Source organism: Streptomyces cyanogenus, assembly GCF_017526105.1.
GTDB lineage: Bacteria > Actinomycetota > Actinomycetes > Streptomycetales > Streptomycetaceae > Streptomyces > Streptomyces cyanogenus.
This window is the reverse complement of record NZ_CP071839.1, coordinates 1,148,106-1,170,966: the sequence shown is the minus strand read 5'-3', so window position 1 is coordinate 1,170,966 and position 22,861 is coordinate 1,148,106. Positions and strand designations below refer to the sequence as shown.

The 22,861-nt window shown below is 73.0% G+C and carries 3 protein-coding genes; 1 reads left to right on the top strand and 2 read right to left on the bottom strand.

What is annotated here, in order from left to right; translation table 11 throughout:
• Positions 1-83 precede the first annotated feature (83 nt).
• Positions 84-6,629, bottom strand: a complete 6,546-nt coding sequence (locus tag S1361_RS05090) for a type I polyketide synthase (protein WP_208030645.1) — start codon at positions 6,627-6,629, stop codon at positions 84-86.
• A gap of 348 nt (positions 6,630-6,977) precedes the next feature.
• Positions 6,978-21,053 carry a type I polyketide synthase gene (locus S1361_RS05085; protein ID WP_208030644.1) on the bottom strand — a complete coding sequence of 4,692 codons (14,076 nt, stop codon included), beginning with the start codon at positions 21,051-21,053 and terminating at the stop codon, positions 6,978-6,980.
• Between the two features lie 429 nt (positions 21,054-21,482).
• Here S1361_RS05085 and S1361_RS05080 point away from each other — a divergent pair, with 429 nt between their 5' ends.
• Entirely contained in the window at positions 21,483-22,847 is a 1,365-nt protein-coding gene (locus tag S1361_RS05080) for an NAD(P)/FAD-dependent oxidoreductase (protein WP_208030643.1), read from the top strand.
• Positions 22,848-22,861 lie beyond the last annotated feature (14 nt).

Here is a 22,861-nt window from a genome sequence, read left to right as displayed (position 1 = left end):
GTCCTTGAGCCATGTGCCGGCGGGTCTCGCGTCCTCGACAGGCGTCTGCTCGCCGTCGTCGCTCCGCGGCCGTTCCCGTCGGGTTACAGCTCGTTCTCGATGAAGGCGAAGATCTCGTCGTCACTGGCCGAGTCGATGAGCCCGGCGACATCCGCCTCCGGCGCGGCCCCGGACCGGGCACCGGGGACGTCCATCTGGTCGAGCCGGAAGAGGAAGTCCCTCACCCGGCCGGAGATCTCGTCGCGTACGTCCTGGTCCGCGGCGGCGGCGAGCGCGAGCTTCTCCAGGCGCTCCAGGCCGTCCAGGACCACCTGGTGGGCGGCCGCGCCCCGGGGGGCCAGCTCCGAGTGCAGGCGAGCGGCGAGCGCCGTCGGCGTCGGGTTGTCGAAGACCACGGTCGAGGGCAGGCGCAGGCCGACGGCTTTGCCCAGCCGGTTGCGCAGTTCCACCGCCGTCAGCGAGTCGAAGCCGAGCTCCTTGAACGCCCGTGACTCGTCGATGGACGAGTGGTCCGAGTGGCCGAGCACCACGGCGGCGTTCGTGCGGACGAGCTGCACCAGGAGGTCGAGCTGTCGGTCGGGAGTGATCCCGCTCAGCCGCTGTGCCCAGTCCTCGGCCGGCGTGTCCTGCGCGGGGCCGGAGCCGATCGCACGGCGCCCTGGGGAGCGGACAAGTCCCCGCAGGATCGGCGGGAGCGTTCCCGCCGCGGCCAGCGAGCGCAGCACCCCGAGGTCGAACCGGACCGGGACGGCAACGGCACGGTAGGAGCCGAGCGCGGCGTCGAGCAGGGACAGGGCCTGGGCCGTCGGCATGGCCGTGATGCTGGCCCGGGCCAGCCGTGCCCGGTCGGCATGCTGGAGCTGTGCGGTGAGCTGGCTGGTCTGTTCCCACAGGCCCCAGGCGAGCGAGGTGGCGGGCAGGCCGAGGGACCTGCGGTGCTGGGCCAGGGCGTCGAGGAAGGTGTTGGCAGCGGCGTAGCCCGCCTGCCCCGCGTTGCCGAGCACACCCGCGGCGGAGGAGAACAGGACGAAGGCGGCGATGTCGAGGTCCTTCGTCAGCTGGTGCAGGTTCCAGGCGGCGTCGATCTTCGGACGCAGGACGGTGTCTACACGCTCGGGTGTCAGGGCGGGGAGAACGGCGTCGTCGAGGACGGCGGCGGCGTGCACTACGACCGTGAGCGGATGGGCGTCGGGGACCGAGGTGAGCAGCGCTGCCAGGGCCTCGGGGTCCGCGGCGTCGCAGGCGGCGATGGTGACCTCGGCGCCCAGAGCGGCCAGGTCGGCCCGCAGTTCCCCGGCTGTCTCGGCATTCTCGCCCTGACGACTGGTCAGCAGCATGCGGCGGATGCCGTGTTCGGTCACCAGGTGCCGGGCAGTCAGACTCCCCAGAGTTCCGGTGCCACCGACGACGAGCGCGGTCCCGTCGGGGTCGAGGGCGCGCGGAAGGGTGAGTACCAGCTTGCCGGTGTGGCGTGCCTGGCCCAGGTACCGCAGGGCGTCGGGTGCCGTGCGCACGTCCCATGCGGTGTAGGGCAGCGGGCGCAGTGCACCGCGCGCGAAGAGACCGGCCAGCTCGGCCAGCATCTCCTGGACGTGCTCGGGTCCGTCGGAGTCCAGGTTGAACGTCCTGTACCGCACCCCGGGATGAGCGGCGGCCACTTCGGAGGGGTCGCGCCGGTCGGTCTTGCCCATTTCCAGGAAGTGGCCCCCGCGCGGCAACAGCCGCAGCGAGGCGTCGACGAACTCGTGGGCCAGGGAGTTGAGAACGACGTCGACGCCCTCGCCGCCGGTGGCCGCCAGGAACTCGTCCGCGAAGTCCAGTGTGCGGGAGTCGGCGATGTGGTCCTCGGCGAACCCGTCGGCCCGCAGCAGGTGCTGCTTGGGAAGGGAGGCGGTGGTGAAGATCTCCGCACCGAGGTGCCGGGCGAGTTGGACGGCGGCCATTCCGACGCCGCCGGTCGCGGTGTGAATCAGCACGCGCTGCCCGGGACGCAGGTTTGCCAGGTGCTTGAGACCGTAGTAGGCCGTGAGGAAGACCACCGGGGTCGATGCCGCCTGGGAGTTGCTCCAGCCGGCGGGTACCGGCATGACCAGCCGGTGGTCGGTGACCGCGAGCGGCCCGAGCGCGCCGGTGAACAGACCCATGACCCGATCGCCCACCGCGATGCCGGAGACACCGGGACCGGTCTCGACGACCACGCCGGCCGCCTCGCTGCCCATGATCTCCTGTCCGGGCACCATGCCCAGCGCGACCAGCGCGTCCCGGAAGTTCAGTCCGGCCGCCCGTACGGAGATCCTGACCTCTCCGTCCGCCAGCGGCCGTTGTGCCGCCGGGTTGTCGACCGCCGCAAGCGACTCCAGGGTGCCGGGCTCGGCCACGTCGATCCGCCACGTACGGTCCCCGGGCAGCTCCAGCGCCCGAGAGGCTCCGGCGCGGGCCAGCCGCGGTGCGTGGAACACCCCTTCACGCACGGCGAGTTGGGGTTCACCGGTCGCCAGTGCCGCGGTCACCAGTGCGGTGGACCGGTCGGTGCCGTCGAGGTCGACCAGTACGATCCGGTCGGGGTTCTCCGACTGCGCCGTGCGCACCAGGCCCCAGATGGCGGCCTGCGACAGGTCACGGTCCGCCTCCTGGTCGGTCACGGCGACCGCCCGGTCGGTGAGGACGGCCAGTCGGCTGCCGGCGAAACGGTCGTCCGCCAGCCAGCCCTGGAGCAGGCCGAGCACGGCGTCCAACGCCACCCGGGTACGGTGGGCAGGGTCCTCGTCCGTACGTCCGGGGGCGAGGACGAGGACGCTTTCCGGAACCGGGGCACCCTCGTCCACCGCCCGCACCAGCGCGGTCAGGTCCGCATACACCGGCACCGAACCCACCGCGTCGGCGGCGGTCGGCAGCCCGTCGCCGACGACGGCGATCGGCCCGTCCGCGGCGGCTCGGGCCGGGACCGGAACGGCCGTCCAGTCCAGCTGGAACAGCGCGTCGTGACGGTCGGGCCGCGCGGCGGACAGCAGATCGGTGCTGAGCGGACGCATGGTGAGCGACCCGATGGCGGCGACCGGCGTGCCCGATGTGTCGGCCACATCCAGGGCCACCGTGTCGTCGCCTGTGCGGGTCAGCCGTACGCGGAGCCGGGACGCGCCGGTGGCGTACAGCCTGACGTCGTTCCAGGCGAACGGCAGCTGCACCCCTGCGGCCACGTAGCCGCCCGTTCCGCCGTCGGCGGTGTCCAGGCCGATCGAGTGCAGCGCGGCGTCCAGGAGTGCGGGGTGGACGCCGTACCCGGCCGGGTCGCCCGGCTCCTCCAGCACGACGTCGGCGTACACCGCCGTCCCGTCCCACCAGGCGCCGCGCAGCCCCCGGAACGGGGCCCCGTAGGCCAGGCCGATCCCGGCCAGCCGGTCGTACAGGTCCGTGTGGTCGAGTGCGGTGGCGTCGGCCGGCGGCCAGGTCCCGAAGTCGAAGGCGTCGGGCGCGCCCTCCGGTTCGAGTACGGCCGTGGCGTGCACCAGCCACGGCGTTCCCGGCTCGGCGTCCGCGGGGCGCGAGTGGACGGTGCAGCTCTGCCGGCCGTCGTCCTCCGTGGCGCCCACCGTGACCCGAAGGTGGACGGCTCCCCGATCGGGCAGCACCAGCGGTGCCTGAAGAGTGAGTTCGCCGATCCGACCGCAGCCGCTGTGAGCACCGGCGTGCAGCAGGACGTCCACGAACGCGGTCCCCGGCAGCAGCACCTGTTCCAGGACGGCGTGCCCGGCCAGCCACGGATGTGTCTGGAGGGAGAGACGGCCCGTGAACACGTACCCCTGGCCGTCGGGGAGTTCCACGAGCGCGCTCAGCAGCGGGTGATCGGTCGGTGTCAGTCCGGTGGCGGCGGCATCCGCGGTGATCGGCGCGTCCAGCCAGTGCGGCTGGTACTGGAAGCCATACGTGGGCAGCGGCACGGTCCGACCCGCGCCCAGCACGGCCGGCCAGTCCACGGCGACTCCCTGCAGATGGGCGTCGGCGAGTGCGGTGATGATCCGCGTCCGGTCGCCGTGGTCGCGTCGCAGCGTGTGCAGTACGGCGACGTCGGCGTCCGCGTCCCCCGCCGTCTCCTGCAGCGACGCGGCCAGCATGGGATGCGGACTGGTCTCCAGGAACACCCGGTGCCCGTCGGCCAGCAGCGCTCGGGTCGCCGCCTCGAAGTCCACCGGCTCGCGCATGTTGCGGTACCAGTAGGCGGCGTCGAGCCCGCTGGTGTCGAGCAGTGCGCCGGTCACCGTCGAGTAGAACGGCACCGACGAGGAGCGCGGAGCCACCGGGGCCAGTACCTCGGAGAGGTGGTCGTGGAAGACGTCCACCTGCGCGGAGTGCCCGGCGGTGTCGATACCGGGGATCAAGCGCGCCTGTACGCCCTCCCCGTGGAGCTCCGCGACCAGTTCCCGCAAGGCCTCCGGCTCACCGGCCACCGCGGCCGTCCCCGGGCTGTTCACGGCGGCGACCGAGAGCCGTTCGCCCCAGCGCTCCAGGCGGGGTCGCAGCTCCGGCGCGCCGAGCGAGACGGCCGCCATGCCGCCGCGCCCGGCCAGCCGCAGCCAGGCCCGACTGCGCAGCGCCACGACGCGGGCGGCGTCCTCCAGCGACAGACCGCCCGCGACGTACGCGGCGGCGATCTCACCCTGGGAGTGCCCGACCACCGCGGACGGCTCGACGCCGCCCGCCCGCCACACGGCGGCGAGCGACACCATCATCGTGAACAGAACCGGCTGCACCACGTCGACCCGGTCGAACGACGGCGCGCCGGGCTCACCGCTCAGCACGTCCAGTACCGACCAGTCCAGGAACTCCCTCAGCGCGGCGTCGCACTCCTCGGCCTTCTCCCGGAACGGGGCCGAGGAGGCGAGGAGTTCGCTCGCCATTCCGGGCCACTGGGAGCCCTGGCCGGGGAAGACGAAGACGACTCCGCCCTCCGTCGTCCGTCCTTGCAGGGTGTGGGGGGCTGTTTCGCCGTTGGCCAGTGTGGTGAGGCCGTTGAGCAGGTCGGTGGTGTCGGTGGCGATGACGGCGGCGCGGTGGTCGAAGTGGGTGCGGGTGGTGGCGAGTGTCCGGGCGACGGCGGTGGTGTCGAGGTGGGGGTGGTGGGTGAGGTGGTGGTGCAGGCGGGTGGCTTGGGTGCGCAGGGCGGTTTGGGTCTTTGCGGACAGGAGGTAGGGCAGGGGGGTGTCTGCGGGGGGTTGTTCGGTGTGCTGGTTGGTGGTGGTGGATGGGGGTGCTGCTTCGAGGATGAGGTGGGCGTTGGTGCCGCTGATGCCGAAGGAGGAGACGGCGGCGCGGCGGGGGTGGCCGGTGTCGGGCCAGGGGGTTTGCTCGGTGAGCAGTTTGACCGCGCCTGATTCCCAGTCGACGTGGGGTGTGGGTTCGTTGATGTGGAGGGTCTTGGGCAGCACGCCGTGGTGGATGGCTTGGACCATTTTGATGACGCCGGCGATGCCTGCGGCGGCTTGGGTGTGGCCGATGTTGGATTTGACGGAGCCGAGCCAGAGGGGTTGGTCGGTGGTCCGGTTCTGGCCGTAGGTGGCGAGGAGGGCCTGGGCTTCGATGGGGTCGCCGAGGGTGGTGCCGGTGCCGTGTGCTTCCACCGCGTCGATCAGGTCGGGTGTGAGGCCTGCGTTGGTCAGGGCCTGGTGGATGACGCGTTGCTGGGAGGGGCCGTTGGGGGCGCTGAGCTGGCTGCTGGCGCCGTCCTGGTTGACGGCCGAGCCGCGGATGACGGCGAGCACGGGGTGACCGTTGCGCTGGGCGTCCGACAGCCGCTCCAGCAGCACCAGCGCGGAACCCTCGGCCAGGGCCGTGCCGTCGGCGGCCGCCGCGAACGCCTTGACCCGGCTGTCCGCGGCGAGCCCGCGCTGCCGGCTGAACTCCACGAAAGTGGTGGGCGTGGCCATGACGGTGACTCCGCCGGCGAGGGCGAGTTCGCACTCGCCGGTGCGCAGTGCCTGCGCCGCCAGGTGCATCGCGACGAGCGAGGACGAGCACGCGGTGTCCACGCTGACGGCGGGGCCTTCGAGGCCGAAGGTGTACGACACCCGTCCCGACGCGACACTGTGGGCGCTGCCCGTGCCCAAGTAGGCCTCGACCTCCCCCGGAGCGTCGTGGACGAGGCGTGCGCCGTAGTCGCTGTACATGACGCCGGTGAAGACGCCGGTGCGGCTGCCGCGGAGCCGGGTGGGGTCCAGGCCGGCGCGTTCGAGGGTTTCCCAGGCGGTTTCGAGCAGGAGGCGCTGCTGGGGGTCGATGGTGAGGGCTTCGCGGGGGCTGATGCCGAAGAACTCGGCGTCGAAGTGGTCGGCGTCGTGGAGGAAGCCGCCTTGGCGGGCGTAGCTCGTGCCGGTGGTGTCGGGGTCGGGGTCGAAGAGGTTGTCGAGGTCCCAGCCGCGTCGGGTGGGGAAGTCGCCGATGGCGTCGCCGGCGTGGGTGAGCAGGTGCCACAGGTCCTCGGGGGAGCGGACGCCGCCGGGGTAGCGGCAGGCCATCGACACCACGGCGATCGGCTCGGCGATCCCCGTCTCGGCCGCGTCCAGCCGCCGGCGCGTCTGGTGCAGTTCCGCGGTCACACGCTTGAGGTAGTCGCGCAGCCGGTCCTCATTCGACATCTGACGCTGATCCTTCACGGTGCTCCTCACCTGTCACCTGCATGAACGGAAGGCCTGGGGTGAACGTGGAACCCTGGCCGTACGGTGCTCCCCGGCCGGACGTGGAACCCCGGCCGACGGCGGGACCTCGGCCGTACGCGGAACCGTGGCCGAGTGCCGGACCCGGCCCGGCCAGGAGGCATGGGATGCACGCGAGACCCGGGCCGAACGGGAGACACGCGCTGCACGGCGAACCCGACCCCAAGGCGAACCCGAGGCCCCCCGTCGCGGCGTCCGCGGCCCGTTCCCCGTCTCCCTCGTGACCGGCCCCGTCGCGGGGGCCGGGCGCGCCCGGCGCTGCGGCCGGGCTCACGAGATGCCCAGTTCGTTGTCGATGAAGTCGAAGACCTCGTCGTCGGTGGCGAACTCGACCCGTTCGTCGGCCTCGGCGTCCGGCACCCCCGACCTCGCCGGGCCGCCGCCCAGCTGCTGCAGCAACTCCCTCAGCCGTGTCGAGAGCCTGGTGCGGGCCTGCGGCGAGTAGTCCCCGAGCGCGGACTCCAGCCGGTCCAGATCGTCGAGTGCCGACTTCTCCGACGGTGCGTCGTGGACGACGAGTTCGGTCCGTAGCCGCAGGGCCAGGCCGGACACGGTGGGATGGTCGAAGACCACGGTCGTGGGCAGGCGCAGACCGGACGCCGCGTTGAGCCGGTTGCGCAGCTCCACGGCGGTCAGTGAGTCGAACCCCATGTCGAGGAACCCGCGTTCCACCGCCACGCGCTCCGGCGTGTCGTGACCGAGCACGGTCGCCACCAGGCCGCGCACCAGCTTCACCACAACCTGGTGCTGCTGAGGCTCGCCCAGACCGCGCAGCTGCTCCCGCAGTGCCGCGGCCCGGTCGTCGGCGTACGGACCGGCTGCCGTCGGGGTCCGTCGGCCGGGTGCGCGCAGCAGGTCCCGAAGCAGCGGGGGCAGCAGACCGGCGTCCGCCTGCGCGCGCAGCCGCGGCGGATCGAGCCTGGCCGGTACGGCAAGGGGGCGGTTCGCCGCCAGTGCGGTGTCGAAGAGGGCCAAGCCCTCCACGGCACCGAGGGCGGTGATCCCGGAGCGGTTGAGTCGGGCCCGGTCGGCCTGGTCCAGGGCGCCGCTCGTCTGCTCCCACAGCCCCCAGGCGAGGGACACAGCGGGCAGACCGAGCGCACGCCGGTGGTGGGAGAGGGCGTCGAGGAAGGTGTTGGCGGCGGCGTAACCCGCCTGCCCGGCGTTGCCCACCAGGCCCGCCACCGAGGAGAACAGCACGAACGCGGACAGCGGGCGGTGCCGGGTCAGCTCGTGCAGATGCCAGGCGGCGTCCACCTTGGGGCGGAACACAGCCTCCAGCCCCTGCGGGGTCAGCGAGGCAACCGTCGCGTCGTCCAGGGCCACCGCGGCGTGGAAGACCGCCGTGAGCGGGTGCTCCTCCGGGACGCCGGACAACAGGGCGGCCAGCGCCTCCCGGTCCGTGACGTCGCACGCCGCGACGGTCACCTCGGCGCCGAGGCCGGTCAGATCCGCCACCAGCGCACCGAGGCCGTCGGCGTGCGGGCCGCGGCGGCTGGCGAGCAGCAGGTGCCGTACGCCGTGTCCGACCACCAGGTGACGGGCCAGGACGGCACCGAGCGTGCCGGTGCCCCCGGTGATGAGGACCGTTCCCGCGTCCAGGGCGGGCGGTGCGGTGTCGGACCGTCCGGCCGGCGGCGCGGCCGACCTGTCGCGGGCGATCCGCGGGACCAGGACGGCGCCGCCGCGCAGCGCCGACTGCGGCTCACCCGCCACCGCGGCGCTCAGCGCGGCGGGCAGTGCCTCCGGCGCCCCCTCGTCGAGGTCGACGACCACGAACCGGCCGGGGTGCTCGGACTGCGCCACCCTGACGAGCCCCCAGACCACGGCGGCCGCGAGATCCGGTACGTCCTCGTCGGCACCCGCGGCGACCGCCCGCCGGGTCAGCAGGACGAGCCGGGAGCTGTCCAGCCGGTCGGCGGCCAGCCAGTCCTGCACGAGGCCGAGCGTACGGCGGGCCACGGCGTGCGCCTGCTGGACGGTGTCCGCCGGGCTGTCCGGGTCCGCACCGGGGACCGGGACGAGCACCAGGTCCGGCGGCGGAGCACCGCGCCCCATCGCCGCGAGCAGGGCGGACAGGTCGGCGTGCCGGTCGAGGCCCGCCAAGTCGTGCCACGTGTCCGGTGGATCGCCCAGCACCGCCCAGCGTCCGGCGGCGGGAGCCACGGCATCCGCAGACGGTACCGGGGTGACCCAGTCGACGCCGAGGAGCGGCTCTCGGCTGCCGGAGACGCGACGCAACTGGTCGGCACCGACCGGCCGCACCGCCAGCGACCCCACGGACGCCACCTCGCGGCCCGTACTGTCACTCAGCGTCAACGACACCGCGTCAGCGCCGACCGGCGACATCCGCACCCGTACGGCCCGGCCGGCACCCGCCTCGACCGACACCCGGGAGAAGGCGAAGGGCAGTGGGACCCGGCGCTCGCCCCCCTCCGCCTCCGGCAGCGCGCCGGGGCGCAGGAACACCGGGTGCAGGGCCGCGTCCAGCAGCGCCGGATGGATGCCGAACCCGTCGGCAGCGGTGGACTCGCCCAGCTCCGCCTCCGCGTACAGGACCTCGCCCGCACGCCAGGCAGCGCGCAGCCCCTGGAACACCGGGCCGTAGCCGATGCCGGCGTCCGCGAGGTGCTCGTACAGGTCCTCGATGTCCACCCGCTCGGCACCGGCCGGCGGCCACGGGGCGGGTGCGGGCCCGGCGGCCGGCGGTGCGGGCGGGCCGAGGACACCGGTGGCGTGCTCGACCCACGCGGCCGCACCGTCGGCGCCGGCGGAGCCCGCCTGCCGCGAACGGACGACCAGCGTGCCGCGGCCGTCCGCGTCCGGCGCCCCGGCCAACATCTGCAGCTGCACCGCGCCCTGTTCGGGAAGGACGAGCGGCACATGCAGGTTCAGTTCCTCGATCAGGCCCGCGCCGCGGTGCTCCGCGGCGTGCCGCGCCAGCTCGACGAACGCGGCTCCCGGCAGCAGCACGTTCTCCAGGACCGCGTGGTCGGCCGTCCAGGGATGGTCGGCAGGGCTCAGCCGACCGCTGAACAGCAGTCCACCGTCCGGGAGTTCGGTCACCGCTCCGAGCAGCGGATGGTCCGCGGGGCTGAGCCCGACGGACCGTAGGTCGGTACCGGCGGCGTCGGCGGCGAGCCAGTAGGGCCGGCGCTGGAAGGCGTAGGTGGGCAGGTCCACGGGGGGCGTCGGCACCTTGTGCGGCAGGCGCCGCCAGTCCACCGCCGCGCCCCGCGTGTAGGCGAGGGCGAGCGAGCCCATGACGCGGGCCGGGCCGCCCTCCCTACGGCGCAGCGTTCCCACCACCGCGGCTTCGGCACCCACCGCCTCGATGGTCTCCTGGAGCCCGACGGAGAGCACCGGGTGGGGGCTGACCTCGATGAAGAGCCGGTGCCCGTCGGCGAGCAGCCGCCGCGCGGCCTCCTCAAGGCGCACCGGCCGGCGAAGGTTGCGGTACCAGTAGGCGGCGTCCATGGTCGTGGTGTCCAGGGGACCCGCGGTCACCGTCGAGTAGAACGGGATGTCTGAGACGCCTCCACGGACGCCGGCCAGGGCCTCCAGCAGAGTGCCCTCGACACGTTCGACGTGGGGAGAGTGGGAGGCGTAGTCGACGGGCAGTTCCCGGGCGCGGACGCCCTGGTCCTGGTAGTCGGCCACGATGCCGCGTACGCCGTCGACGTCACCCGCGATCACGGTGGTGCGCGGGCCGTTGACGGCGGCGACGGTGACACGGCCCTCGTGGTCCCGGGCCAGCAGGCCGGAGACCTCGTCGGCGGGCAGCGGAACGGAGGCCATGGTGCCGGTGCCACCGAGCCCGGTGATGACATGGCTGCGCAGGGCGATGACCGCGGCCGCGTCGTCCAGGGAGAGCGCCCCGGCCACGCAGGCGGCGGCGACCTCGCCCTGTGAGTGGCCGACGACTGCGTCGGGGTGCACGCCGTAGGAGCGCCACAGCTCGGCAAGCGAGACCATCACGGCGAACAGCACCGGCTGCACCACGTCGACGCGTTCCAGCGGCGGCGCCCCGGGCTCCCGGCGCAACACGTCGATCAGGGACCATCCGGTCAGCGGATCCAGTGCCTTCGCGCACTCCTCCACGCGGCGCGCGAACACCGGTGAGTCCTGGAGCAATTCGTCCGCCATCTCCAGCCACTGGCCGCCCTGGCCGGGGAAGACGAACACCGTCCTGCCGGGGGCCGGGGCGGCCGCGTCGTGGAGCAGGCCGCTCGCGGACTCACCGCGGACCAGTGCCTTCAGGCCCTCCAGGCGCTCCTCGTCGTCGTCGGCCAGGATCGCGGCGCGCCGGTCGAAGTGGGCGCGGGCGGTGGCCAGCGCGTGACCGACCTCTTCATGACCGAGTCCCGGCCGCTCGGTCAGGTGCCGGTACAGCCGCTCGGCCTGCTCGCGCAGCGCGGTGTCCGTCCTGGCCGAGAGCACCCAGGGAAGCACCGGGCGGGGTGACGCCGGGACGGACTCGGCTCCCGGACCCTCAGCATGGTCCGAGGACGCCTCGCCGGCCGGCCCGGTGGACCCGGCGGCGGACGGGGGGATGTCGTCGGCGGGCGGTGCTTCGAGGATGACGTGGGCGTTCGTGCCGCTGATCCCGAACGAGGAGACGGCGGCCCGGCGGGGGCGGCCGGTGTCGGGCCAGGACGTCTGCTCGGTGAGGAGCTTGACCGCTCCCGCCTCCCAGTCCACGTGCGGGCTGGGGGCGTCCACGTTGAGGGTTTTCGGCAGGATGCCGTGCCGGAGGGCCTGCACCATCTTGATCACGCCCGCCACACCGGCGGCGGCCTGGGTGTGGCCGATGTTGGACTTCACGGAGCCGAGCCACAACGGCCGTTGCGCGGGCCGGTCCTGACCGTAGGCCGCCAGCAGTGCCTGGGCCTCGATCGGGTCCCCGAGCGACGTGCCGGTGCCGTGCGCCTCGACCGCGTCCACCTCGGCGGGCTCCAGGCCCCCGTTGGCCAGCGCCTGGCGGATGACGCGTTGCTGGGAGGGGCCGTTGGGCGCGGTCAGCCCGTTGCTGGCGCCGTCCTGGTTGACGGCGGAACCCCGGACGAGGGCCAGGACCCGGTGGCCGTTGCGCCGCGCGTCCGACAGCCGCTCGACGAGCAGCAAGCCGACCCCCTCGGCGAACCCGGTACCGTCGGCGGCCGCCGCGAACGCCTTGACGCGGCCGTCCGGGGCCAGCCCTCGCTGCCGGCTGAACTCGATGAACGTGGCCGGCGTGGCCATCACGGTCACACCACCGGCCAGCGCCAGATCGCACTCGCCGGAACGCAGCGCCTGCGCCGCGAGGTGCAGGGCGACCAGGGACGAGGAGCAGGCCGTGTCCACGGTGACGGCCGGACCCTCGAAGCCGAAGGTGTAGGCGACCCGGCCAGACGCGACACTGCCGTGGCTGCCGTTGCGCAGATAGCCCTCGATCTCCTCGGGAGCGGTACGCAGCCGGCCGCCGTAGTCGCCGTACATGACGCCCGCGAAGACGCCGGTCCGGCTGCCGCGCAGTCCGGAGGGATCGATCCCGGCCTGCTCCAGCGTCTCCCAGGCCGTCTCCAGCAGCAGCCGCTGCTGCGGGTCGGTGGCCAGTGCCTCGCGCGGGCTCATCCCGAAGAACTCCGCGTCGAAATGGTGCGCGTCGTCCAGGAAGCCACCCCGGCGGGTCGAACTGCGGCCCGCCCGTGACGGGTCCGGGTCGTATAGTTCCTCCACGTCCCAGCCGCGCTCCGAGGGAAAGTCACCGACCGTCTCGCGGCCGTCCAGCAGCAGCTGCCACAGCTCGTCCGGCGAGGTCACACCGCCGGGGAAGCGGCAGCCGATCCCGACGACGGCGACCGGCTCGTTGGCGGCCGCACGCGCGGCGGCGGTCCGCGACTCCGCTGCACCGGCGGACCCGCCGCCCAGTTCGACGTCGATGTACCGGGCCAGCGCGGCGGGTGTGGGATGGTCGAACACCAACGTGGACGGCAGGCTCAGACCAGTGGCCGCGTTGAGGCGGTTGCGCAGCTCGACCGCGGTCAGCGAGTCGATGCCCAGCTCCTTGAACGCCCGGTCGCCGTCGACGCTCGCCGTGTCCGCGTGGCCAAGGACCGTCGCCAGGTGCGTGCGCACCAGCTCGGACACCGCGTGGCCGCGCGCCTCGCCCGGCAGCGAGGCCAACGTCTCCACCCAGGAGCCGTCCGTTCCTGCGGCACCGGCACGGCGTACGGGGGTGCGGACCAGCCCGCGCAGCACTGCCGGCAGGGTGCCCGCCTCGGCCTGCCGGCGCAGCACCGCACCGTCCAGCCGGGCCGCGGCCACCGCGGCCTCACCGGACCGCCGGGCCGCGTCGAAGAGCTCCAGGCCCTGCTCGGTCGTCAGCGGGGTCAGACCACCACGCGTCAGCCGGGCGCGGTCGGCGTGCGTGAGATGGCCGGTCATCCCCGTGGCCTCGCCCCACAGGCCCCAGGCGACCGAGGTCGCCGGCAGTCCGGCCTCGTGCCGGTGCTGCGCGAGAGCGTCGAGGAAGGCGTTGGCCGCGGCGTAGTTGGCCTGACCGGCGGTGCCCACGGTGCCGACGACCGACGAGAACAGCACGAAGCCGGTGAGCGGCAGATGCCGCGTCAGCTCGTGCAGGTGCCAGGCCGCATCGGCCTTCGGCCGCAGTACGGTGTTCGTCTGCTCCGCCGTGAGCCGCTCGACCACCGCGTCGTCCAGCGCACCGGCCGCGTGGACCACCACCGACAGCGGGTGCGCCTCGGGGACGGTGGCGAGCAGCGTCGCCACCGCGTCACGGTCGGCCACGTCGCAAGCGGCGAAGCGCACTTCGGCGCCGTACGCCGTGAGTTCGTCGGCCAGTGCGGCCGCGCCTTCCCCGGACGCGCCGCGCCGGCCGACCAGCAGCAGGTGCCGGGCGCCGTGGGCGGTCACCAGGTGACGTGCCGTCAGGCTGCCGAGAATACCCGTGCCACCGGTGATCAGGACTGTTCCGTCCGGGTCGATCCGCACCCCGTCCGCGGCACCGTCCGGGACGACAGCGGGCCTGGTCGTGGGGTAGGGGGACTCCGGCAGCCGGGTGAGCCGCGGCACCAGGACGGTGCCCGCGCGCACCGCGAGCTGTGGCTCGTCGCCGCAGACCGCCTCCATGAGCGCCGTCGCCGAGGAACCGGCGCCATCGAGGTCCAGCAGGGTGAAGCGGCCGGGGTGCTCGCTCTGCGCGACGCGCACCAGCCCCCACACGGCCGCCGCGGCCGGGTCGGGGCCCTGTCCGTCGCCGGCCCCGTCCCCGGCGGCGGCGATCGCGCCGCGCGTGACGACGACCAGCCGGGACGAGCTGAACTCCGCGCGGCTCAACCATTCCTGGAGGAGCGCGAGGGTGTCGCGCACCGCCCGGTGAGCGGCCTCCGGGACCGCCTGCCGCTGCCCGCCGGCTGGTGCGGACCCGGGTACGACGGACAGCACGACGTCCGGTACCGGCCGGCCGGACCGGACCGCGTCCAGCAGCCCAGCGAGATGCGGGTGGCGCTCAAGCGCGGGTCCCCGACCGTCGTCGCCGGGCGAGCCGGCCGTGACACGCGTCCCGTGCTCGTCGCCGAGCAGGCACCAGCGGCCCGGATCCGCCGGAGTGCCGGCGCCACCCGCGGCCATCCACTCCAGCCTCAGCAGCCCCTCGGGCCGCACCGCACCGGCGCCGCGCAGCACCGCGGGGGAGGCCGGGCGAGTGGCCACCGAGCGGGCCGCGGCGATCGGCGTGCCCTCGCTGTCGAAGAGCGTCAGTCCGAACTCGCCCGCGCCCCCGCGGGTCCAGCGCACCCGCGCCGCGGGCTCCCCCGGCGACCACAGCGACACCCCGGTCCAGGCGAACGGCAGCCGGATCCGGCCCTCTTCGTCCGTGCCCAGCTGTCCGGCGGGTGCCAGGACGTGCAGCGCCGCGTCCAGCAGGGCGGGATGCAGACCGAAGCGGTCCGCGTCGCCCACCTGCTCGGGCGCCAGCCGGACGTCGGCGTAGATCTCCTCGCCGAGCCGCCACGCGGCCTGCACTCCCTGGAACGCCGGGCCGTACTCGTAGCCGTCGTCGGCGAGGCAGGCGTACAGCTCGTCGACGTCGACCGGCTCCGCGGAGCGCGGCGGCCACGGCCCGCTCGAATGCGGGCGCCCTGCGATGGCGGGCTCGGCCGTGCCCACGGCGTGGCAGGTCCACTCCTCACCGTCGGCGTCGTCGGTGTCCGGCCGCGAGTACACCCCGACCGGACGCCGTCCTGCCGGGTCGGCGGCGCCGACCGTGACCTGGAGCCGCACCGCGCCGGAGGCGGCCAGCACCAGCGGTGTCCGCAGGGTGAGGTCGGTCAGCTCGGCGCAGCCGGCCCGTCCCGCCGCGTACAGGGCCAACTCCACGAAGGCGGTGCCGGGCAGCAGCACCGTGCCGTGCACCGCGTGGTCGGTCAGCCACCGGTGGGTCTGCGTCGAGATCCGGCCGGTGAACACCAGGCGGTCCTCGTCGGCGGCGTCGAGCCGTGCACCCAGCAGCGGGTGGTCCGCCCGGCCGAGCCCCAGCCCGCCGGGAGCGCCCGACGCGACGGGCGCCGTCAACCAGTGACGCTGCCGTTGGAAGGCGTACGTCGGCAGGTCCACCGCCCGCGCCGCACCCTCGGCCACCGGCCAGTCGACGGCCGCACCGTGCACGTACGCCTCGGCGAGCGAGGTGTGCAAGCGTGGCAGGCCCCCCTCCTGCCGGCGCAGCGAGCCCACCACGACCACGTCGCCCGCGGCCTCCGTGTCCTCGGCGGTGTCCTGGACCCCCACGGTCAGGACCGGGTGCGGGCTGGTCTCGACGAACAGCCGGTGGCCATCGGCGATCAGCGCGCGCGTGGCCCGCTCGAACTCGACGGTCTGCCGAAGATTGCGGTACCAGTAGTCGCCGTCCAGCCTCGCGGTGTCGATCCGTCCGCCGGTCACCGTCGAGTAGAAGGCGGTCGCCGACGACCGCGGCGCGATGTCGGCGAGCACCTCCCGGAGCTCCTCCTCGATCGCCTCGACCTGCGGGGAGTGCGCGGCGTAGTCCACCGGGATCCGGCGCGCCCGGACCTCCTGCGCGGTGTACTCGGCCAGCAGTTCGTCGAGCGCCTCCGGATCCCCGGCGACCACTGTGGAGGCCGGGCCGTTGACCGTGGCGACGTCTAGCCGGCCCGCCCACCGCTCCAGCCGCGGCGCCACTCGGGCCGCGGGCAGCGGCACCGCGAGCAGACCACCGGTGCCCGCTATGCCCCGCAGCGCCCTGCTGCGCAGTGTGATGACCCTCGCGGCGTCGTCCAGGGAGAGGGCGCCGGCCACGTACGCGGCCGCGATCTCGCCCTGCGAATGACCGACGACCGCGTCCGGCCGCACACCGTACGACCGCCACAGCGCGGCCAGCGACACCATCACGGCGAACAGCGCGGGCTGCACCACGTCCACCCGGTCCAATGGCGCCGCACCCTCGCGCTCCAGCAGGACATCGGTCAGTGACCAGTCCGTGAACGGCGCCATCGCCCGGTCGCACGCCTCGATCTCCGCGCGGAACACCGCCGAGGAGCTCATCAGGGCAGCGGCCATCCCGGCCCACTGCGACCCCTGACCGGGAAAGACGAAGACCGTACGGCCGCTCGCCCGCACCGTGCCGCGCACCAGGTTCGGCGCATTGCCGTCGGCCGCCAGCGCACGCAGCCCGGAACGGAATCCGTCGCGGTCCCCGGCGACCACCACCGCCCGGTGCTCCAGTGCGGCACGGGAGACGACCAGGGCCGTGCCGGCGGCGTCGATGTCCAGCCCCGGGTCGCCGTCCAGCAGCGCCAGCAGCCGGGCTGCCTGGCCGCGCAGGGCGGCCTCCGACTTCGCCGAGACCACCCACGGCACGACCTCGGCGCCCGACCCGCCCACGGGACCGGCCGCGTCCTGCGCGCCGCTGCCCTGGCCGCCGGCGCCCTGGACGCCGTCGTCGGACGTGCCCTCGGACGCCTGTTCCAGGATCACGTGGGCGTTGGTGCCGCTGATGCCGAAGGAGGAGACGGCCGCCCGGCGGGGGCGGTCCGTCAGGGGCCACTCCCGCTCCTCGGACAGCAGCGACAGGTTGCCCACGGACCAGTCCACGTGCGGGCTGGGCGCGTCGATGTGCAGGCTGCGGGGCAGCAGCCCGTGCCGCAGGGCCATCACCACCTTGATCACGCCGCCGACCCCCGCGGCCGCCTGGGTGTGCCCGATGTTGGACTTCAGCGAACCCACCCACACCGGCCGGTCCGCCGGACGGTCCTGGCCGTAGGTGGCCAGCAGCGCCTCGGCCTCGATCGGATCACCGAGCGCCGTGCCCGTGCCGTGCGCCTCCACCGCGTCGACGTCCGCCGCAGCAAGCCGTGCGTTCGCCAGCGCCTGCCGGATGACCCGCTGCTGCGCCAGGCCGTTGGGCGCGGACAGGCCGTTGCTCGCGCCGTCCTGGTTGACGGCGCTTCCGCGGATCAGCGCCAGTACCCGGTGGTTGTTGCGCCGTGCGTCGGACAGACGCTCCAGCAGGAGCATGCCTGCACCCTCTGCCCAGGACGTGCCGTCGGCCGCCGCGGCGAACGCCTTGGACCGGCCGTCGGCCGCCAGGCCCCGCTGCCGGCTGAACTCCACGAACATCCCCGGGCTCGACATCACCGTCACGCCGCCGGCCAGCGCCATCGAGCACTCGCCGTTGCGCAGCGCCTGCCCGGCCAGGTGCACGGCGGTGAGCGACGACGAGCAGGCGGTGTCCACGGTCACCGCGGGACCCTCGAAGCCGAACGTGTAAGCCACCCGGCCCGATGCGACGCTGCTGGTGGTGCCGGTCAGCAGGTGTCCGTCCAGGCCCGCCGGGGCCTCGTGCAGCCGGGGACCATAGTCCTGCGCGGTCGCCCCCACGAAGACACCCGTCGCCGAACCGCGCAGGGCCGCCGGATCGATGCCCGCACGCTCCAGTGTCTCCCAGGCCGTCTCCAGCAGCAGACGCTGCTGCGGGTCCATCGCCGCCGCTTCGCGCGGACTGATCCCGAAGAACGCCGCGTCGAACTCGTCCGCGTCATGGAGGAAACCGCCCGACCGCACGTACGACGTCGCGTGCGCCGCCGGATCCGGGTCGTACAGGCCGTCGAGGTCCCAGCCCCGGTTGCCGGGGAACTCGCCGATGGCGTCCGTCCCTTCGGCCACCAGTCGCCACAGGTCCTCCGGAGAGGCCACGCCTCCCGGGTAGCGGCATGCCATGCCCACGATCGCGAGGGGCTCGGGCTCCTCGGCGGCGCGTACGGGGACAGCGGAGACGCCTTCCGTACGCCCGCCCCGCTCGCCGCCCTCCGGAGCACCGGAGGCTTCCTGGAGGTACGCGACCAGGGCGGCGGGCGTCGGGTAGTTGAAGGTGAGCGCGGTCGGCAGCCTCAGCCCGGTCACGGTGCTCAGCTGGTTCCGCAGCTCCACCGCGGACATGGAGTCCATGCCCAGATCCCGGAACGGCGTGTGGAGTTCGACCTCGTCCGCCGACGAGAAGCCCAGCACCCGCGCGACGAGCGCGCGCACGAGGTCGAGCAGGGAGCGGCGGCGGTCCTCCTCCGACACAGCGGCGTCGGTCACCGGGGCAGCCGCGACCGGGGTCGGTTCGAAGGTCGACGTCGGCCAGTACTGCTGGTGTTGGAAGGGGTAGGTGGGGAGGGGGGTGGCTGGGGTGTGGGGGAGGGCGTTGTCCCAGTTGATGGGTGTGCCGGTGTTGTGGAGGGTGGTGAGTGCGTGGCTGAGGGTGTGGGTGGGGTGGTGTTTGGGGTTGAGGGTGGCGGTGGCGGTGGTTGGCGCGGTGTCGTTGGTGTTGGTGAGGGTGTGGTTGTTGAGGGTGGTGAGGGTGGTGTCTGGTCCGATTTCGAGGTAGGTGGTGACGCCGTGGTGGTGGAGGTGGGTGATGGATTGGTGGTAGTGGACGGGTTGGCGGGCGTGGGTGGTCCAGTGGTTGGTGGGGAGGGGGTGGGTTGTGGTGGTGGCGGTGTGGTTGGTGATGAGGGGTGTGTGGGGGGTGTGGTGGGTGAGGTGTCTGGTTGTGTGGGTGAGTTGGTCGAGGATGGGGTCGAGGTGGGGTGAGTGGTAGCCGTGGGTGGTGTTGAGGATTTTGGTTTTGATTCGTTGTTGCTGGTAGTGGGTGGTGATGTGGTGGATGGTGGTGTGGTGGCCTGCGATGACGGTGGTGGTGGGGGTGTTGTGGGCGGCGATGGTGACGTCGGTGATGTGGTGTTGGTTGAGGTAGTGGGTGATGGGTTCGGGGGGGAGGTTGATGCTGGCCATGGCGCCGGTGGGGGGGAGGGTGTGCATGAGGTGGGCGCGGGTGGTGATGAGGTGGGCGGCGTCGGTGAGGGTGAGGATGCCGGCGGTGTGGGCGGCGGTGATTTCGCCGAGGGAGTGGCCGAGGTGGTAGTGGGGGTGGATGCCGTAGTGGTCGGTGAGGAGGTGGTAGAGGGCGGTCTGGAGGGCGAAGAGGGCGGGTTGGGTGTAGAGGGTGGTGTTGAGCAGGCCGGTGAGGGGGTCGTTGGGGGTGGCCCACATGATGTGTTGGAGGGGGTGGTCGAGGTGGGGGTCGAGGGCGTGGCAGATGCGGTCGAGGTGGTGGGCGAAGGCGGGGTTGGTGGTGTAGAGGTCGTGGCCCATGCCGGGGTGCTGGGTGCCCTGGCCGCTGAAGCAGAACGCGATCTTCGCTTCGCTGTCGGTGGTGGTGGTGGTGAGGTGGGTGAGGTGGGGGTGGGGCTGGTTGTGGGTGAGGGCGTGGAGGGCGTTGAGGCGTTGGGTGGGGGTGCCGTGGGTGATGGCGGCGCGGTGGCTGAAGTGGGTGCGGGTGGTGGCCAGGGCGCGGGCGACGGCGGTGGTGTCCAGGTGGGGGTGGCGGGTGAGGTGGGTGTGCAGGCGGGCGGCTTGGGCCTGGAGGGCCTGGGGGGTGCGGGCTGAGAGCAGCCACGGCGCCGGCCCCTCCGTGCCCGGGTCGTCGTCCGCTGTTTCCTGATCGGCCGGCGCCTCGACCGGTGTCTCGGCCGGTGTCTCGCACGGCGCCTCGACCGGCGCCGCCTCAAGAATGACGTGCACGTTCGTCCCGCCCATCCCGAAAGCACTGACCCCCGCCAGCATGGGCCGATCGGGGTGCGGCCAGGCGCTGAGGGAGGTCTGCACCCGCAGACGGAGCGCGTCCAGGTCGATCCGCGGGTGGGGGGTCGAGAAGTTCCGGCTGGGCGGCAGCTGTCCGTGCCGCAGGCTGAGGGCGGTCTTGAGGAGCCCGACGAGACCCGCCGCGCCTTCGAGGTGCCCGACGTTGGTCTTGACCGATCCGACGAGGAGCGGTGCGTTCGCCGGCCGCGCCGTGCCGTAGACGGCGCCGAGCGCCGCCGCCTCCACCGGGTCGCCGACCGCGGTGCCGGTCCCGTGCAGCTCCACGTACTGGACGTCGGCCGGGTCCGTGCCCGCCTGTTCGCAGGCGCGCCGCAGTACGTCGCTCTGCGCTTCGGCGCTCGGCACTGTCAGTCCGTCCGTGGCACCGTCGTTGTTGGCGGCGCTGCCGCGGATCACACAGTGCACGGGATTGCCGTCCGCCAGGGCCGCCGCCAGCGGCTTGAGCACCACGACGACCGCACCCTCGCCGGGCACGTAGCCGTTGGCCCGGGCGTCGAACGTGAAGCACTCTCCGTCGTCGGACAGACCGCCGAACGCGGCGGCCTCCGCGACGCGTTCGGGGGAGAAGTTGAGGTTGACGCCGCCGACGAGGGCGAGGTCCGACTCGCCCGCGCGCATGCTCTGGCAGGCGAGATGGACGGCGAGCAGCGAAGACGACTGCGCGGCATCCACGGTCAGGCTGGGACCGTGCAGTCCGAGGGCGTACGAGACGCGGTTGGCGATGACACCGCGGCTGGTGCCCGGGAGCGTGTGATGGCTCGCCGTTCCGGCGCCCCGGGAGTGCAGCAGGTTCGCGTAGTCGTTCCAGATGGATCCGACGAACACGCCGGTGCGGCTGCCCCTGAGGGTGTCCGGGACGATCGCGGCATCTTCCAGGGCGGCCCAGCTCAGTTCCAGCATCAGCCGCTGCTGGGGGTCCATCTCCACCGCCTCGCGCGGTGAGATGCCGAAGAAGGCGGCGTCGAAGCCTCCGACGTCCTCAAGGAACCCGGCGCGTCGTCCGTCGCCGTTGCCGGACACCTGATCCGGTCGTGTGGTGACCGCGCTCGCACCATTGGCCAGCAGCTGCCAGAAAGCGTCCGGATCGTCCGCCGAGGGCAGCCGGCAGGAGAAGCCGATCACCGCGAACAGTTCCGGGGAAACGCGGGTGTTGGACACCGCGGAGGCGTACTCGCTCGGCATGTTCTTCGTGACCCTTTCTGTCCCGCTCGCGTTCGTCGGGCCGCGACCGGCCCAGGAGCCGCCGCTCCGGGCGTGCCACAGGGCTCCGATCACTCGACGACCGCCCGGTTCGGCGCAGACCTCGCCTGCCGCCGTCAGGGTCACCCGGTCGACTAACCGGGTCCTTGGTGCCGTCTAAAGCCAAGGCCGTGAAGCCGGGCCGCCTGGGCACACACCGGGAGCTGGCATGCGCCGGGGCCTCGCGCCAGGGGCCGGCGTGCTCGGGACGCGCCGCGCCTTAATCCCGCTGTAGTCCGCCTTAAGGCCGCCGGGGAACAGTGAGCCGCGCGCAACCAGGCCGCACCGCTTGTTCCGGACCCGGCCGGCGGACACACATCTGCCCCCGGCGGCCCAGCCCCATTCGTTCAACGGCGCCCCACTGGAGTCCCTATGAACCCTGATTTCGACGTCGTGGTCATCGGCGGTGGCCCTTCGGGCTCGACCGTGGCCTCCTACCTGGCAAGAGCCGGACTGTCGGTGGCGGTCTGCGAGAGCGAACTGTTCCCCCGTCCGCACGTCGGCGAGTCGCTGGTGCCGGCCACCACCCCGGTGCTCGTCGAGATCGGTGTCATGGACCAGATCGACGCCGCCGGCTTCCCCCGCAAGTACGGAGCGGCCTGGACCTCGGCGGAGTCACGCAACGTCCCGCACAACGGGTTCACCGGCCTCGACCACGACTTCCGGGCGGCCGAGGTGCAGTTCGTCGAGCGCAACCAGCCGGGCGTGGACCGCGACTACACGTACCACGTCGACCGCGGCAGGTTCGACCTGATCCTGCTGAAGCACGCCGAGGAGCAGGGCGCCCGCGTCTTCAACGGTGTCCGGGTGCTCGGCGTCGACTTCGACGGCGACCCGGAGATCGTGACGGTCAACTGCCGTATGGGTCCCCGTGAGTTCGGCCTGACCGCCCGCATGGTGGTCGACGCCTCCGGTCGGCAGACCACCCTCGGCCGGCAGATGAAGCTGAAGGTGTCCGACCCGGTCTTCAACCAGTACGCCATCCACAGCTGGTTCGAGGGACTCGACCGGTCGGAGCTGGCGGTGGAGCCGGACAAGACGGAATACATCTACGTGCACTTCCTGCCCGTGGAGGACAGCTGGGTCTGGCAGATCCCGATCACCGACACCATCACCAGCGTGGGTGTGGTCACCCAGAAGAAGCGCTTCGCCGCGGCCAACGAGAACCGGGAGCAGTTCTTCTGGGACATGGTCGGCAGCCGGCCCGACCTGCTGAAGGCCCTCAAGAAGGCCGACCAGCTGCGGCCGTTCAAAACCGAGGGCGACTACAGCTACACCATGCAGGAGATCTGCGGAGACCGCTTCGTGCTGATCGGTGACGCGGCCCGGTTCGTCGACCCCATCTTCTCCAGCGGCGTCAGCGTCGCCCTGAACAGCGCGCGGCTGGCGGCCAAGGACATCATCGCCGCCCATGAGGCGGGTGACTTCGGCAAGAAGCGGTTCGAGAGGTTCGAAGCCAAGATCCGTACCGCGGTGAAGAACTGGTACGAGTTCATCTCCATCTACTACCGCCTGAACGTCCTGTTCACCGCCTTCGTCCAGGACCCGCGCTACCGCCTCGACGTACTGAAGATGCTGCAGGGCGACTTCTACGACGGCGAGGAATCCGACACGCTGCGCGCCATGCGGGAGATCGTCACCGCGGTGGAAAACGACCCCGACCACCTGTGGCACCCGTACCTGGGCACCCTCCGGGCCCCCTCGCCGTGGGCGCAGACCGCGCCGGAAACCGTCTGACGACAGGAGACCGC